8 protein-coding genes and 2 pseudogenes are annotated in these 15,662 nt (G+C 71.9%); 6 read left to right on the top strand and 4 right to left on the bottom strand.

The genetic code is table 11. The features are described 5' to 3' along the window. Positions 1-70: 70 nt before the first annotated feature. Positions 71-1,441: pseudogene (locus AB0L59_RS27650) on the bottom strand (FtsW/RodA/SpoVE family cell cycle protein). Positions 1,442-1,661: 220 nt separating this feature from the next. Here AB0L59_RS27650 and AB0L59_RS27645 point away from each other — a divergent pair. The 6 genes and pseudogenes from AB0L59_RS27645 to AB0L59_RS27620 all read left to right on the top strand — a co-directional run. Then, positions 1,662-2,702, top strand: coding sequence for a hypothetical protein (locus AB0L59_RS27645; protein ID WP_365588722.1), 1,041 nt, complete (start codon positions 1,662-1,664; stop codon positions 2,700-2,702). Further along, entirely contained in the window at positions 2,699-3,484 is a 786-nt protein-coding gene (locus tag AB0L59_RS27640) for a hypothetical protein (RefSeq protein ID WP_365588720.1), read from the top strand. The genes AB0L59_RS27645 and AB0L59_RS27640 overlap by 4 nt, the downstream gene beginning before the upstream one ends. A gap of 187 nt (positions 3,485-3,671) precedes the next feature. Then, a complete protein-coding gene (locus tag AB0L59_RS27635; RefSeq protein ID WP_365588718.1) occupies positions 3,672-4,034 on the top strand; it encodes a metalloregulator ArsR/SmtB family transcription factor in 363 nt (120 codons plus the stop codon). A gap of 58 nt (positions 4,035-4,092) precedes the next feature. Next, positions 4,093-6,726, top strand: a complete 2,634-nt coding sequence (mgtA, locus tag AB0L59_RS27630; protein ID WP_365588716.1) for a magnesium-translocating P-type ATPase — start codon at positions 4,093-4,095, stop codon at positions 6,724-6,726. A 555-nt stretch (positions 6,727-7,281) separates the two neighbouring features. Next, complete coding sequence (locus AB0L59_RS27625) at positions 7,282-8,994, top strand: LCP family protein (RefSeq protein WP_365588714.1); 1,713 nt, start codon at positions 7,282-7,284, stop codon at positions 8,992-8,994. A 46-nt stretch (positions 8,995-9,040) separates the two neighbouring features. Continuing rightward, positions 9,041-9,178, top strand: a pseudogene (locus AB0L59_RS27620) (FtsW/RodA/SpoVE family cell cycle protein); the annotation flags it as partial. A gap of 123 nt (positions 9,179-9,301) precedes the next feature. Here the strand turns inward: AB0L59_RS27620 and AB0L59_RS27615 are convergent. The 3 genes from AB0L59_RS27615 to AB0L59_RS27605 form a co-directional block, all read right to left on the bottom strand. Continuing rightward, positions 9,302-10,726 carry a M1 family metallopeptidase gene (locus tag AB0L59_RS27615; RefSeq protein WP_365588712.1) on the bottom strand — a complete coding sequence of 475 codons (1,425 nt, stop codon included), beginning with the start codon at positions 10,724-10,726 and terminating at the stop codon, positions 9,302-9,304. Further along, positions 10,723-14,619, bottom strand: coding sequence for a Pls/PosA family non-ribosomal peptide synthetase (locus AB0L59_RS27610; RefSeq protein ID WP_365588709.1), 3,897 nt, complete (start codon positions 14,617-14,619; stop codon positions 10,723-10,725). Before AB0L59_RS27610 ends, AB0L59_RS27615 begins: the two co-directional genes overlap by 4 nt. Before the next feature lie 350 nt (positions 14,620-14,969). Then, entirely contained in the window at positions 14,970-15,128 is a 159-nt protein-coding gene (locus AB0L59_RS27605; protein ID WP_365588706.1) for a hypothetical protein, read from the bottom strand. Between the last annotated feature and the right edge of the window lie 534 nt (positions 15,129-15,662).

Here is a 15,662-nt window from a genome sequence, read left to right as displayed (position 1 = left end):
GCACTGCCGGTTGGCTCGGCACGGAAGCGCGAGGCGGACGACAAGGGCGGGTGCCGCTGGGTTCGCGGCCTTACAGCCGTACGAACCGGGTCACGGTGGCACTGACGTCCGCGAGCGGCATCGGCGGCGGGCGGCGGGCGGTGTCACTGATCTTGATCAGGACGCCGACCAGCAGCCAGTTGGCCACCACGGACGAGCCGCCCTGGGCGAGGAAGGGCAATGCCTTGCCCGTGAGCGGAATGAGCCCGGTGACACCACCCACGACGACGAAGACCTGGAGGACGAGCGCCGAGGCCAGACCGCCGGCGAGCAGCTTGCCGAACGGGTCGGTGACGGTGAGGGCCGTACGCAGGCCCCCCTCGGCGAGCAGAGCGTAGAGCAGAATGACGCTCGTGACCCCGGTCAGGCCGAGTTCCTCGCCGACCGTGGTCAGGATGAAGTCGCTGCGCCCGGCGAAGCCGATGAGCTCCGGATGGCCCTCGCCGAGGCCGGTGCCGAGGATGCCGCCGGAGCCGAAGCTGAACAGGGCCTGGGCGGCTTGGTCCGAGATGAGCCCCGACGGGCGCTTGTCGGGCGGCAGGAAGATGTCCATCGGGTGCAGCCAGGCCACGACACGGCCGTGGACGTGCGGTTCGAACGAGCCGACGACGAAGGCGCCGACGGCGAACATGGCGACGCCGAACACCACCCAACTGGTGCGCTCGGTGGCCACGTACAACATGATGACGAAGAGACCGAAGAAGATCAGCGAGGTGCCGAGGTCTCGCTCGAAGATCAGGACGAGCAGGCTGAGGATCCACACGGCAGCGACGGGGCCGAGCTGCCGCCCGCGAGGGAGATACATGCCGAGGAGTCGCCGTCCGGCGAGCGCGAGAGCGTCCCTGCGGAGCGTCCGATATCCCGCGAAGAAGACCACGATGACGATCTTCACGAACTCTCCGGCCTGGAAGGACAGTGGGCCGATGAAGATCCACCGCTTCGCGCCGTAGACGTCGCCGGGATAGAAGGCCGGCGCCATCAGCAGGACCAGCCCCATGGCGATGGTGACGTACGGAAAGCGCTGAAGCCTGCGGTGGTCCATGAGCAGCGCCACCGCCGTGGCGAAGACCGCCACCGCGACGCCGCACCACATGAGCTGACCCGGCGCCGCGGCCGTCGAGTGGTGGTAGTGCTACGCGTAGGCGATGTCGAGACGGTGGATCAGGACGAGACCCAGACCGCTCAGCAGGGTGGCCAGGGGCACGATCAGCGGATCGGCGTGCGGCGCGAACCGGCGTACGGTGACATGGCACACCATGGGCAGTGCGGCCGCGGCCAGGCATGTCAGTGCCGCATTCGGCGGCAGCTTCCCGCTGACGGCGAGGGCCGTCTCCGCACAGCCGTAGCAGCAGATGAGGATGGCACCGAGGAGCAGGACGAGCTCCAGGTTCCGGTCACTCATGCGTACTGACCGGCCTGGCCGCACTGCCGGCGTCGCCGCCTCCCGCCGACCAGTCATGCCTCCCCCTTCGATCGGTCCATCCGCCGCGATCCCGCTCGGGACCAAAGTCAGCAAGGTTATATGGTTGCGCAATGACGCAACTGAACTGTAACTGAGGGCGGGTAAGGGGAGGGTCGGTGTGGCGGCACGCAGGCGGAGGCGCCGCAGGTGGTGGCCGGCGGTGATCGGGGTGGGCGTGGTCTTCGCGCTCGTCGGCTATCTCGCCGTCCGGTTCATCCGCTCGGCCACGTCCGACGAATGCACGGCGCACGGCGCGGACGGCACGACCGTCACGCTCGATCCGGACCAGGCATCCCACGCCGCGACCATCGCGGCCGTGGCCCACGCGCGTGGCCTTCCGCAACGGGCCGTCACCATCGCCCTGGCGACCGCGATCCAGGAGTCCAGACTCCGCGACCTCTCCTACGGGGACCGGGACTCCCTGGGTCTGTTCCAGCAGCGCCCGTCCGAGGGCTGGGGCAGCCCCGCCCGGATCCGCGATCCCGTCTACGCGTCGGGCAAGTTCTTCGACGCGCTGGTCAAGGTGCCGGACTACGTCGACCTGCCGGTCACCGCCGCCGCGCAGGATGTCCAGCACAGCGGCTACCCGGGGGCCTACGCAGCACATGAGGCCATGGCGGCGACACTGGCCGACGTACTGACGGGACAAGAGGGGCCGGCGCCGACCTGCACGGCGAGCGGGGTGGGCAAGAGCGATGCGGATGCCGTCCCGGCCGCCGAAGGGAACGGTACCGACGACGCCGGGGCGGGTCGGGGCGACGACGGGGCGGGTGTCGTGCACGAGGGCGGCGACGACGGCGGTGGTGTCGCTGCAGCGGTCCGACGGGAGTTCGGCAGGGTGCCGGCCGCCGTCCCCACGACCGGCGGCGGCGTCAGCTGTCCGGTCGCCGAGACGGCCACGGGCTGGTCCCTCGCCCTGTGGCTGGTCTGTCACGTCGGCGCGTCGCACGCCGCGTCGGTCACGTTCGACAACCGCCTGTGGAGCAGCGGTGCCTCGGACCATGGCTGGACGCACATCCCGCCTGCGTCGGCGGATGCCTCGACGGTGGTCGTGAGGGTGAGCCAGGCGCGCAGAAGGCGCTGGACGGCGAACTGTCCGCCCTTCCGGACTGCTGGAGCAGGCGTTGCGGACTCCCAGGCGATCGGATCAATTGCAGGATTGCGCAATGTCGCATGCATCCGGCCAGAATGGAGCCCGTGACCAGCCATGACACCCCTCCTCCGCAGCGCCTTGGCCCCGAGCACTGGACCGAACTGCTGCATGTCCGACTGGAACGGATCGAGGGCTTGCTCGCTCCGGCCGAGCAGGCATCCGAGTCCGAGCGTCCCGCGTGGCAGCGGCGCACCAGAGGTGAGCAACGCTGGGCGGTGATGGCGACGCTGCTGGTGGCCGTCTGGGTGCAGTGGGCGCTGCCGGAACGGTTCAGCATCCATCCGCACTGGCTACTGCCCGCGCTGGAACTGTTCCTGATGGCGGCGCTGTGGGTGGCTCATCCGCACCGACGGATCGAGTACCGGTCGAGTCTGCTGCGTGTGCTGGGTCTGTTGCTGGCCGCCGCGGTCAGCCTCGCCAACGGCTGGTCGGCCGTCATCCTGGTACGTGACCTGCTGCACGGTACCGAGGGTTCCAACGCCGCGGCGCTGCTGACCACGGGAGGCGGCATCTGGCTGACCAACGTCATCGCCTTCAGCCTCTGGTACTGGGAGTGGGACCGGGGCGGCCCGGTGGCCCGTGCCCTGGGCACGCACCAGCACCCCGACTTCCTCTTTCCCCAGATGCAGCAAGAGGGCATCGCGCCCGACGACTGGGAGCCGCAGTACATGGACTACCTCTATGTGGCCCTCACCAACGCCACGGCCTTCAGCCCCACCGACACCATGCCGCTGTCCCGCTGGGCGAAGCTGCTGATGGCCACACAGTCCACGATCTCGCTGCTGACCCTGGCGCTGATCATCTCGCGTGCCGTCGGGGTCCTGCAGTGACCACGGTGGAGCGCACACCCCGATCGCGCTGATCCGTCACCACAGGGTCAACGTCCTGGGCGCCCGTAGGCCGAACAGGCGTGATCCGGCCGGACGTCCTGCTCCACAGGACTGCTTGTGCCCGGCGCCTACACTGGGTGGGCGCATGAGTGTCGACTGTGAAGTGTGGGCGGGAGGGCAGAGGACCGTGACTGGGAACGTCGGTGGCTTCAAGGATCCGTCGGCCGACGTGCTGGCGGCTGCCGCCGGCGCCTTCGGGCTGCTCGCCTCGTCCGTCAGGCTCCACCTGATGTGGGCGCTGTCCCAGGGGGAGTGCGATGTCACGCACCTCGCCGACCGGGTGGGCGTCGCCCTGCCCGCAGTCAGCCAGCACCTGGCGAAGCTGAAGCTCGCCGGACTGGTGCGCTCTCGCCGTGAGGGTCGGCGGCAGGTCTACTACATCGACGACCCGGACGTCGTGACGCTCGTGCGAGTGATGATCGGGCAGCTGACGGCACGTTCCCACCAGGGGTCCGCGCCCGTACGACTTCTGCACGGGACCAGTGGCTGAGAGCACAGCGGCTTCGGACCAGGAAGCGAACCCGCCTGCTCCGGTTGCGCTGTCGGCGGTGTGGGCGGGACCCGAAGTTCTCGGGGCGCCGGGGCCGGGGCTCTCCGCGCCGACGCTGCTGGAGGTCCTGCGCCGGCTGGACAGCGGTCCGCGCGGCTTGACGGAGGCTGAGGCCGACGCACGCTTGGCCCGTTTCGGCGGCAACACCGTTCCGGCTCCGGGCGCGGCTTCCTGGCCGCTACTGTTCGTGCGCAGCCTGCGTGATCCCTTCACCGCGGTCCTGCTCTGCCTCGGGCTGGTCTCTGCCACCGTCTTCGCCTGGGGCACCGCCTCGGTGATCCTCTTCCTCGTCGTGGTCAGCTGCGTGCTGCGCGCGACGGGTGAGCAGCGGGCCGACCGATCCACGGCCGCGTTGCGCCGGCTGGTCGCCACCACGGTGACCGTCCTGCGACGCGCCGACGAGGCCGCGGCAGCCACGGCTCGCGAGATTCCCGTGGACGACCTGGTCGTCGGCGACGTGATCCGTCTCGGGCCGGGTGACGTCGTACCGGCGGACGTGCGCCTGTTGCGCGCGAGCGGTCTGACCGTGCACCAGTCCGCGCTGACGGGAGAGTCGGCGCCCGTCGCCAAGTACACCGGCGACATGTCCCTTGGCTCCGGGAGCGGACCGTTCGATCATCCAGAATGGTGTTTCCTGGGCAGCAGCGTCGCCTCCGGCAGCGGCACTGCGGTCGTCACCGCGACCGGTACGAGCACTCGGTTCGGTGCCGCGCACGGCCGTACGGCGGTCCGGCCGGAGCCGAGCGCCTTCGACCGTTCCGTCCACGGCGTCTCCTGGATCCTGATCCGGTTCATGCTGCTGACGCCGCCGCTGGTGCTGATGGCCAACGCGGCGTTGCGCGGACGCGGCCTGGAGACGCTGCCTTTCGCGGTCGCGGTGGCGGTGGGGCTGACCCCGGAGATGCTGCCGGTCCTCGTCACCTCCTGCCTGGCCCGCGGGGCGTCACTGCTGGCCCGGACCCACGGGGTGATCGTCAGGCGGCTCCCCGCTCTGTACGACATCGGCGCCGCCGATGTGCTGTGCCTGGACAAGACCGGCACGCTCACCCAGGACCAGCCTGTCGTCGACCGCAGCCTCGGTCCGGACGGCCGGGACGACCCCGAGGTCCTGCGCCGGGCCGCCGTCAACGCGTGGTGGACCCTGCAACTCGCCGACCTGCCCGAGCCCGACGCCCTGGACGAGGCGATCCTGAACGCGGCCGACGAGGAGGACCTCCTCGCGTACGACGGCGTCGCCGCCGTCCCCTTCGACCCGGCCCGCCGCCTCGCCACCGCAGTCGTCCGCTCGCCCGGCCGCCTCGGCATGCACACCCTGGTCGTCAAGGGAGACGCCGAAGCCGTACTGTCCCGCTGTACCCTCTCGGACCAGGAACGCGCACACCTGCGCGACCTCGCCACCCGGCAGGCCGACGACGGGCTGCGCATCCTGGCCGTCGCCACCGCCGAACGCCCGGCACGCACCCGCGACTACACACAGGCCGACGAACGCGGCCTCACCTTCCGCGGCCTGATCACCCTGCGGGACGCGCTCACGCCTACCGCCGCCGAGGCACTGGAGGCCCTCACCGGCCAAGGAGTCACCGTCAAGGTCCTCACCGGCGACCACCCCGGCACGGCCGCCCGGGCCTGCCGCGACCTCGGTGTCCCGGTCCCTGAGGACGCCGTCCTGACCGCGGATGCCATCGACACCCTCACCGACACAGAACTGGCCGCCCTGGTCGCCCGTACCACCGTCTTCGCGCGCTGTACCCCTGACCACAAGGCCCGGATCACCCAGGCACTGCGCAGCGCCGGGCACACCGTCGGCTTCCTCGGCGACGGCGTCAACGACCTGCCCGCCCTGCGCGCCGCCGACATCGGCATCGCTCCGCAGGGCGCCGCCGACGTGGCCCGCGAGGGCGCGGACGTGGTGCTCGCGGACAAGGACCTCACCGCGCTCACCCATGCCATCGACGCGGGCCGGCATGCGGGCCGCAACATCGCCACGTACCTGCGGATCACGCTGTCCTCCAACCTCGGCAACGTGATCGCGATGCTCTCCGCGGGCCTGCTGCTGCCCTTCCTGCCGATGCTCCCCGCCCAGGTCCTCACCCAGAACCTCTGCTTCGACGCGGCCCAGCTCACCTTCGCCCACGACCGTCCGCACCCGTCGGCGCTGCGCCGGCCGACCGTGCTGAGTCCCCGCGACCTCCTGCGCTTCATCGCGGGGTTCGGCCTGCTCAACGCCCTGGCCGACATCGCCACCTTCGCCGTGCTCGCCTTCACCCTCCACGGGCTCGGCACGCGCGGCGACCAGGCGGTGTTCCACTCCGGCTGGTTCACCGAAAACCTGCTCTCCCAGGCCCTGGTGATGGTGCTGCTCCGGGCCGGCCGCCGGGGCGCGCAGGGTCGTAGGCAGGGACCGGTCGGCTGGGCCGCCATCGCCCTGTCCGTCATCGGACTCGCGCTGCCGCCTTCACCGCTCGGCCCGCCGCTCGGTCTCGCCACTCTGCCGATCGCCTACTACCTCCTGCTCAGCGTGGTCCTGGTCCTGTACGCCGCCGCTCTCCTGCTGGCCAGAACGCGTCGGGCCATCCGCCGCCGGGACGGTCGTACCTGGTCCGGCTGCACCGGAACCGGGCGAAGGCGGTAAGGGCCGTCGGTTCAGGATGACTTGCTGACTTGCGCAATAATCCTGGTCGGCGGGGGTAAGGCCCGTGATCGGGGGGAAGGGCGTCCATGCCGCGCGACGACATTCGGCGGGTGCGCGATGCAAATCTGCGGCTGGGTGCTGCCCCGGCCGAGGTCGAAGGGCTCAACGCGGCGTTGTTGAGAGCCGGTTCCTCCGAGCGGCGTCAGGGTGTGCGAGCGGAGTCGGCTCCTGCCGCCGGCCGTCTCGCAGTTGTGGCGGCAATGCCGACGGAGACTCCGCCCCATGCCTCGCCGGTGGGTGTTCGCGCCGGGGGCGGCGGCGGGCCCTGGCGGAACGCGGCGCGGCCTGGATCGTCGCAAGGTACGGAAGGAACGGCCACTGAGGTCGGCCGGGCCCGACCCGGAGGTGAGGGCGCCGGTCCTGTTTGCTAGATTGCGCAACTATGCAATCCGGGCGAGGAAGCCCCCATCTCGCCTGTCCGGACCCAGCCGCGCATGCCTGGCCGTATCCGTGGTGGCCCGGCCTGACGAGCCCGACCGTTCATGGGAGTGCAAGATGAGCGACCCGTTGGACGGCCCGAACGGCCCAGCCACGCGCAGCCGCACCACTGGCCGGGTTCCCGGCCGGCGTACGCACGAGGCCGAGGGCACGCGCCCATCGAGCGGCCGCGCCGCGGCCCGGGCCACCTCCCGGTCACGGGGCGCCACCCGGTCGCGGCGCCGTGCACATCCGGCGGGACGGGCCCGACGGGCGGTCAAGATCGCCGCTATCACCCTGTCCGTGTTGATCCTGGTCACGGCCGGTGCGGGCTGGTGGTTCTACGAGCACCTGAACGGCAACATCGACAGCGTCGCGCTCGACGGCAAGGGCGGCACCGAGAAGGCCGACGCCTTCGGCCGCACCCCGATCAACATCCTGGTCATGGGCTCGGACGGCCGTACCAGCAAGGCCGACTGCGCGCTCGGCGGAGGCTGCTCGAAGACCGGCGTGCAGACGGGAAGCAATGCGGACGTGGAGATGGTGGTGCACATCTCCGCGGACCGCTCCAACGCGACGATCATGAGCATCCCCCGCGACACCATGACCCAGGTGGCCGCCTGCGCGGACAGCGAGACCCACCAGTCCACGAACGGTTACTACGGCCAGATCAACAGCGCGCTGCAGTACGGCCCCGCCTGCCAGGTGGCCACGGTCCACCAGCTCACCGGCATCCCGATCGACCACTTCGTCGAGCTGGATTTCTCCGGCGTGGTGAAGATGTCCGACGCGGTCGGCGGTGTCTCCGTCTGCGTCAGCGACGACGTGTACGACACCTATTCGCACCTGAAGCTCTCCAAGGGCGACCACACGCTCAAGGGTCAGGCGGCGCTGGAGTTCGTCCGTTCCCGGCACGGCTTCGGCGACGGCAGCGACCTCGGCCGTACGACGACCCAGCACCTCTTCCTCAGCTCGCTGATCCGCAAGTTCAAGAGTGCAGGCACCCTCACCGACCCCACCGCTGTCTACGGCCTGGCCGACGCCGCCACCAAGGCGCTGACCGTCGACGACGGCCTGGGCAGCGTGGGCAAGCTGGTCTCACTCGCGGCGGACGTCAACAAGGTGCCGACCAAGCGAATGACGTTCACGACGATGCAGACGGCCCCCGACCCGAACAACAAGGAGCGCCTGGTCGTGGGCCAGGGCGCGAGGACCCTGTTCTCCACCATCGCCAACGACCAGTCGCCGACCGCCGGCTCCGGCACGAAGTCAGCGGCGGCCTCGGCGACCGCGAAGGCCACCGGCCCAACCGTCCGCGCGTCGCAGGTCGCCGTCACCGTCGAGAACGGCACCGCGGTCACCGGCCGCGCCTCGGGCATCGCGACCGCGCTGATCGACCAGGGCTTCAGCTCCGCGACGACCACGGCCAACGCGCCGAGGCCGGCGACCACTACCACCCTCACCTACGGCACCGGTCAGAAGGACGAGGCGACGACGGTCGCCAAGGCACTCGGTCTGCCCTCCTCGCATCTGAAGCAGGGCACGGGCACCGGTCTGATCCTGGTGATCGGCAGCGACTGGCCCGGCGGCACCAGCTTCCCGGGCAGCAGTTCCTCGCCCGCGCCGGCCGACACCAAGACCGCGGTCGGAGGCGCCCACGCCTCCACCCCCGACCAGGCCAAGACCTGCGCCAAGGTCAGCCCCTACAGGACGGTGAACCTCGACGGCGTCCCCATGACACCGTCCCAGGCGTACGCTGCGGCGCGCAGCACACCCGACTCCGACGGCTGACCGGCGACGCACCGGTTGTACAGCGGAGGCGCGTTCTGTTGCAACTATCGGCATGTCGCTCGGCATCATGCCGGTGGCGGGAATTCCGCTGCCGTTCGTCTCCTACGGCGGTTCCTCGATGTTCGCGGTGTGGGTGGCGGTCGGCCTGCTGCAGTCGATCCGGGTGCAGCAGACGAGGCCGTGACGTCACCACTCAGTGACAGACCGACAGCGAGTGGAACGTGCCCGACTTGGTCGCCAAGGCCTCGTTCCAGTCCTTGGCAGGCCCGCGGGCGGTGATGAGGGCGTACCGGACATGCGGCCGGTTTCAGCTCTGCGCGATTCCCGGCTCCGGCGAGGGCAGGGGCGGCAGACAGGTGTCGTAGAGCCAGGCGCGCAGCAGGGGTTCGACCGCTCTCGGCATGGTCCGGCCGGCGTGGGCGATGAAGGCGGCGGTGTCGGCGCTTTCGCCGCGGTGGGCGTGGTGCCAGCCGCGCAGCATGGCGAAGAAGTGGTCGTCACCCATCGTCAGGCGTAGCGCGTGCAGCGTGCACGCGCCCCGGTTGTACACCCGGTCGTCGAAGATGCGGTCGGGGCCCGGGTCGGCGATCCGCAGCCTCGTGCCCTGCCGGGCGAGGGTGTGCCAGGCCGCCCGGGCGATGGTGTCGGCGCAGTCCTCGCCGATGTGCTCCGACCAGAGCCATTCCCCATATGTGGCGAAGCCCTCGTTGAGCCAGGTGTCCCGCCAGTCGCGCAGGCTGACGCTGTTGCCGTACCACTGGTGGACGAGTTCATGGGCCACCAGCGTCTCCCAGGTGCGCTCGCCGTCGATGTGGTTGCGGCCGAAGACGGACGCCGTCTGGTTCTCCACCGGCTGGTCCAGGTCGGCGTCCACGACCACGGCGCCGTACGTCTCGAAGGGGTACGGCCCGAACCACCGGGTGAACGTCTCGAACATCTCCGGCTGGCGGCCCAGATCGTGCCGGGCCGGGCCGGACAGGTGGACGGGGTAGGCGTTGCGGCCGGTGATCGGGCGGCCGGTCGCGCTGTCCGTGGCCTGCCAGGTTTCGTGCGCGAAGCGGCCGGTGTACAGCGCGGCGAGGTAGGGGGCCATGGGACCCCCATGGTGGTACGTCCAGCACTCGGTGGTGTCCGAGGTGCGCCGCTCCAGCAGGGCTCCGTTGGCGAGCGCCTGGTGGCCGCGGGGCACGGTCACCCGGAAGGTGAACTCGGCCTTGTCGTCCGGCCGGTCGTTGCACGGGAACCACGACGGGGCGCCCAGCGGTTGGGCGGCCACCAGGGTGCCGTCGTGTGCGTCGCCCGTGCGGTCCCAGCCGATCTGCCCGAACGGCGTGCGGACCGGGCCGGGCCGGCCGCCGTAGCCGATCTCCAGGGTGAAGGGGGCGCCCGCCGGGATCGGGCGCGGCGCGGGCAGCAGCAGTTTGTGCCCCTTCCGGCCGGGCCGTACGGGGGCCCCGTCGACCAGCGCCTCGTGCACGGAGAGCCTCGCCAGGTCGAGGCTGACCTGACGCAGCGTCTGCTCGGCCACCGCGCGGATGTGCGCCCGGCCCTCCAGCCTGCCGGCGGCCGGGTCATAGGCCAGGTGGAGGTCGTAGGCGAGCGTGCGGTGATCGTAGCTGCCGTGGCCGGCGAAGTAGCGCGGCGCCGGCTTCGGCAGGCCGTCCGCTGCCATCGCCGCCAGAGGGGCCAGCGCCGCGCCCCGGACCAGGGCGCGGCGGCTGCACCAGGTCATGCCCTCTCCTCTTCGGTGAGCCGGGCGGCGGGGCGAGCGGGGGTGCCGGCGATGGGGTTGCCCGCCCAACGGGTGCCGTCGGGCACCGTCTCCCCGCGCATCACCAGGGACGCCGCGGCGATGGACGCACCCGTGCCGATCGCGGTGCCGGGCAGGGCGATGCTGTGCGGGCCCAAGGAGGCGCCGGCGGCCAGCCGCACGCTGTCCATCCGCATGATCCGGTCGTGGAAGAGGTGGGTCTGCAGCACGCAGCCACGGTTGACGGTGGCGCCGTCCCCGATGCTGACCAGATCTGTCTCCGGCAGCCAGTACGTGTCGCACCACACCCCGCGTCCGATGCGCGCACCGAGGCTGCGCAGCCACCAGTTCACCACGGGCGTGCCCAGGTGCGCGGCGATACCCCACGGGACCGCCAAGACCTCCACGAACGTGTCGAACAACTCGTTGCGCCACACGAACGACGACCACAGGGGCCGCTCCACCGGCCGGAACCGGCCCACAAGCAGCCACTTGGCGGCGGTCGTGGTCAGGCAGGCCGCCAGGGACGCGGCCAGAAGCAGCGGGACGCCCGCGAGTGCCGCCAGGGACAAGCCGCCCACGTCCAGGGCCCTCTGCTGGGCCAGTAGCAGGCCCTCCGCCAGCAGCGTGCCGAGGATCACCGGCAGCACGCGGCACGCCTCGACGGCCGCTCGGGCCGCCACCAGCCGCCTGGGCGGGGCGAACGTCCGCGCCGTGTCGCCGGCCTCGGCCGTGCGGGGCAACGGCATCGCGGGCCGGCCGATCCACGACGACCGCGGTTCGGTGCGCACCGGTGCGTCGGACAGCACACCCACCAGGGCATGGTCGGCCACCTCGCGGCCGGGGCCGACGATGCCGGAGTTGCCGACGAAGGCCCGTCTGCCGATCCGCACGGCCCCCAAGCGCATCCAGCCGCCGCGCAGTTCGAAGGGTGCCACAAGCGTGTCGTCGGCGAGGAACGCCCCGTCCTCGACCCGGAGCAGCGACGGCAGCGGCAGCACGGTCGAGATCTCGGTGCCGCGGCCGACCCGGGCGCCGAGGAGGCGCAGCCAGGCCGGTGTCGCAAGGCTCGCGTAGAGCGGGAACAAGCTGCCGCGGGCGCCGTCGAGCAGCCGCGTCACCAGCCACGCCCGCCAGGCGACGCCCCCGTCGGCGCGGTGCAGGCCGGGCGTGATCCCGCGGCTCAGCAGGCGCACGGTGAGTGCGGTGAGGAGCATGCCGCACACGGTGGTCAGCACGGCGAACAGGGGCGCGGCGGCCAGCAGCCGCCAGGTCGCCCCGGACAACGTGGCCGTACCGTGCACCAGCAGCCAGGTGACGACCAGCGCCGGGGCGGCGGACAGCAACGACATTAGCGGCAGCAGGGCAAGGGACAGCGCGTAGGCGAGATGCCAGCGGCGCCGGCGGTCCGCCCGCGGAGCGGGCCAGCCCGCTGCCGCGAGGCACTCGGTGGGTGCAGTCGGCCGTGCGGGGGAGCCGGTCCACACCTCGCCGTCGGGGATGCGGCCGTCCAGGCAGCCGCCGGGGGCGAGTTCCGCACCGTGCCCGAGGACCGCGCCCGGCAGCAGGGTGCTGCGGTGGCCCACCCGGGCCTCTGCGCCGACGACGACCCTGCCGACGTGCAGCCTGTCGCCGTCGAGCCACCAGCCTGCGATGTCCGCCTCCGGCTCGACGCTGCACCCGTCGCCCAGCTCGGCCAGGCCCGTCACCGGGGGCATGGCGTGCAGCCGTATGTCCCGCCCGGTGCGACAGCCGAGGGCCCGGGCGTACAGCGCCGCCCACGGGGTGCCGAGCAGGGACGGCACGCCGAACGCCGCGACCGCGCGCTCCGCGCTCCACAGCCGCAGGTGGACGGCGCCGCCGCGCGGATGGGTGCCCGGAGGGATGGAGCCGGCCAGCGCGCGGGCGAGGGCCGCCCCGAGCAGGCAGCGCACGGGCGCGCTGAACAGCAGCACCCAACCGGCCAGGACCAGCCACCACGAGGTGTGCGGCGCCCACCGGTGCGGTGCGATCCAGCCGAGGACGTCGTCCGCCGTGGCCAGCCCGACCAGGCCTCGCAGCCCGGTGATGCCGTAACCGGCCAGGGAGACGAGGAACTGCACCACGGCGGTCCGTCGGGGCAGGGGCCGGGCGGGGCGCGCCTCCTCCGCTGCGCCGGTCAAGGAGTCGAGATGGTCGGCCATGCTCTGCAGCACCGGATGCCGGTAGAGGTCGGCGACCGACAGGCCCGGGTAGTCCCGGCGCAGTATCGAGGCCATCCGGGCGGCGGTCAGGCTGGTGCCGCCCAGCTCGACGAAGTCGCTGTCCGGGCCGGGCCGCAGGCCCAGCAACTCCTCCCAGACGTCCGCCAGCCGGGCGACGGTCCCGTGCAACCGGTGGGCCGCCTTGCCGCCGTGCCCGGCACCGGCCGGTGGCACCGGCCAGGGCAGCGCCTTGCGGTCCACCTTTCCGGACGCCCGCGTGGGCAGGTCCGCCACCTCGGCCAGCACGGGCACCAGCGGTGCGGGCAGCCGCTCGCCCAGCAGCGCCCTGGCCTTGTCGGCGTCGAGGGCCGAGTGGCCGTCGACGGTCTCCTGCGCGACGACGTAGCCGACCAGCACCTGGGTGCCGGCCGCGGTGGCCTGCACGGCCGCCGCCGCGCCGCGCACCCCGGGCAGGGCGAGCAGGGCCGTGTCGATCTCGCCGAGTTCGACACGGCGTCCGCCGAGCTTGACCTGGTCGTCGGCGCGACCGAGGAACACCAGTCCCTCGGCGTCGGCGCGCACCAGGTCGCCCGAGCGGTAGGCGCGTGGCGAGCCCAGCGCCGGGCACGGCCGGAAGCGTTCCGCGTCCTTGACGGGGTCGAGGTAGCGGGCGGTTCCGGCACCGGCGATGACCAGTTCGCCCTGCTCGCCGAAGGCGACGGGATTCCCGGCCTCGTCCACCACGGCCAACTCCCAGCCGGCGAGCGGCAGCCCGATGCGCACCGACTGCTCGGGCTCCAGTCGGGCGGCGCAGGCCACGACGGTGGTCTCTGTGGGGCCGTAGGTGTTCCACATTTCCCGCTCGGGGCGGGCGAACCGTTCGACGAGTCCCGGCGGGCAGGCCTCGCCGCCCAGGATCAGCAGCCGGACCCGGCGCAGCGCCTCCTCCGGCCACATGGCCAAGAGCGTGGGTACGGTGGAGACTGTGGTGATGCCGCGGGCGTCCAGCCAGGGGCCGAGTTCGAGTCCGGCGCGCACCAGGGACCGTTCGGCCGGTACCAGGCAGGCGCCGGAGCGCCAAGCGAGCCACATCTCCTCACAGGAGGCGTCGAAGGCGACCGAAAGGCCGGCCAGGACGCGGTCGCCGGGGCCGAGAGGCCGGTCGCGCAGGAACAGCCCGGCCTCCGCGTCGACGAAGGCCGCGGCGGAGCGGTGGGTGACGGCCACGCCCTTGGGCGCGCCGGTCGAGCCGGACGTGAAGACGATCCAGGCGTCGTCCGCGGGTGTGGGTGTGGAGCCCGTGACCGCTCCGGACGGCGATACCAGCTCGACGGGCTGCGGGTGCGGCCCCAGGACGTGGCATACGCCGGCCTCGCTGAACACGGTCGCCGCGCGCTCCTCGGGGTCGTCGGCGTCGACCGGGACGTAGGCCGCACCGCAGTGCAGGACCGCGAGGATCGACAGGTACAACTCCGCGGTACCCGATGGCACTCGTACGCCCACCCGGTCGCCGGGGCCGATGCCCCGCTCGGTGAGCCGACGCGCGCGGGTGCGGGCCCCGGCGCACAGCTCCCGGTAGGACAGCACCTCGGCGCCGGCGTCCAGCGCGGGTGCGTGCGGGTGCAGTGCGGCGGTCGCCTCCAGGACGGCGACGAGGGTGCGGGGTGGCGCGGCTGCCGCGGAGCGGAACACGGCCCGGTCCCCCGGGACTTCCGGGGAGGGGTGTGAGGTATCGAGTGCGGTCGAGGTCAAGGTCGTGCCTCTGGATTTCCATGTACCGACGGGCCGGTAGGCCCTTTACGGCCTGTCAGACTCCCTTCGCCGCACGACGCGTTCACCAAGTCGGTGCAATTGATTCACAACCTGCTCATGGGGGGAAATTGGCGAATCAAATACCAGAATTCACCCCGCCGTACCCTGGCGCCGTTCGACCGCCTCACCGCACCGGGATGTCTTGTCAACGTTCCGGCCGAGCGGCCGCACCCCGGAGATGCGGCGATCTGGCGGCTGCGCGAGGTGAAGGCGCCGCCCGTCGCGCGGTACTACTGCGGCTTCACCCCGCCGGGCGCGCGTTCGGTGAGCCTCGCCGCGCCGACGGCCCCGCTGTGCCGGGAGGAGGCCGGTTTGCGGTCCATCGCCGTGTCATGGCGGACGCTGTGGTCGCGCAGCCGGCGCCATTCGGCGACGACCAGTCGCACCACGCCCGGACACCTGGCCGCATTCGGCCCCGATCATGCAGAAGACCGTCTTCATGGGTTCCCGCGCTTTCCGCACCGGGCAGGGGCGGGATCTTCTGCCGCCGGTTGCGGGTACCGCGGCTGGCCCGCGGCTCGCTGCGGCGCTCGTCCGCCAGGTGCAGGGCATGAGTTCACCGGCGCACATCGTAGCTTGCCACATTGCGCAAACGTGCAACCAATATCCCTCGGGGACCCCGTCACCGGAAAGAGATCTCAAGACTGCCGGGGAGGCCGACAATGCGCGGGCGGCGCCCTGGGCATCACGGGCCGCGACCCGGGGCGTCCACCGCCTCTTTCGATCCGCATGCCGATGGCAGCAACGACCGCCTCCACTACCTCCTGAAGGACCGAGACTGGATGCCGTCGTGAGTCTGTCGACGGCCGTCGCGACCGCCCAGGGGCTGGAGATTGTCTTCAGGTGCCGGGCGCCCGGGACGAGCGTCGCAGGTGGTGGCCGCAGTGTTTGGCGACCGGCGATGACGTGCCGCGGCCCGGACC

Source organism: Streptomyces sp. NPDC052109 (genome assembly GCF_040680195.1).
In the GTDB taxonomy this organism is placed as follows: Bacteria; Actinomycetota; Actinomycetes; order Streptomycetales; family Streptomycetaceae; genus Streptomyces.
The sequence above is the reverse complement of the archived record's forward strand: the minus strand, read 5'-3'. Positions and strand labels throughout refer to the sequence as shown.

Bases quoted from the DNA above. Each gene is read 5' to 3' on its own strand.
- AB0L59_RS27615 (WP_365588712.1), bottom strand. From the start codon at position 10,726: ATGACCTGGTGCAGCCGCCGCGCCCTGGTCCGGGGCGCGGCGCTGGCC.
- AB0L59_RS27625 (WP_365588714.1), top strand. From the start codon at position 7,282: ATGAGCGACCCGTTGGACGGCCCGAACGGCCCAGCCACGCGCAGCCGC.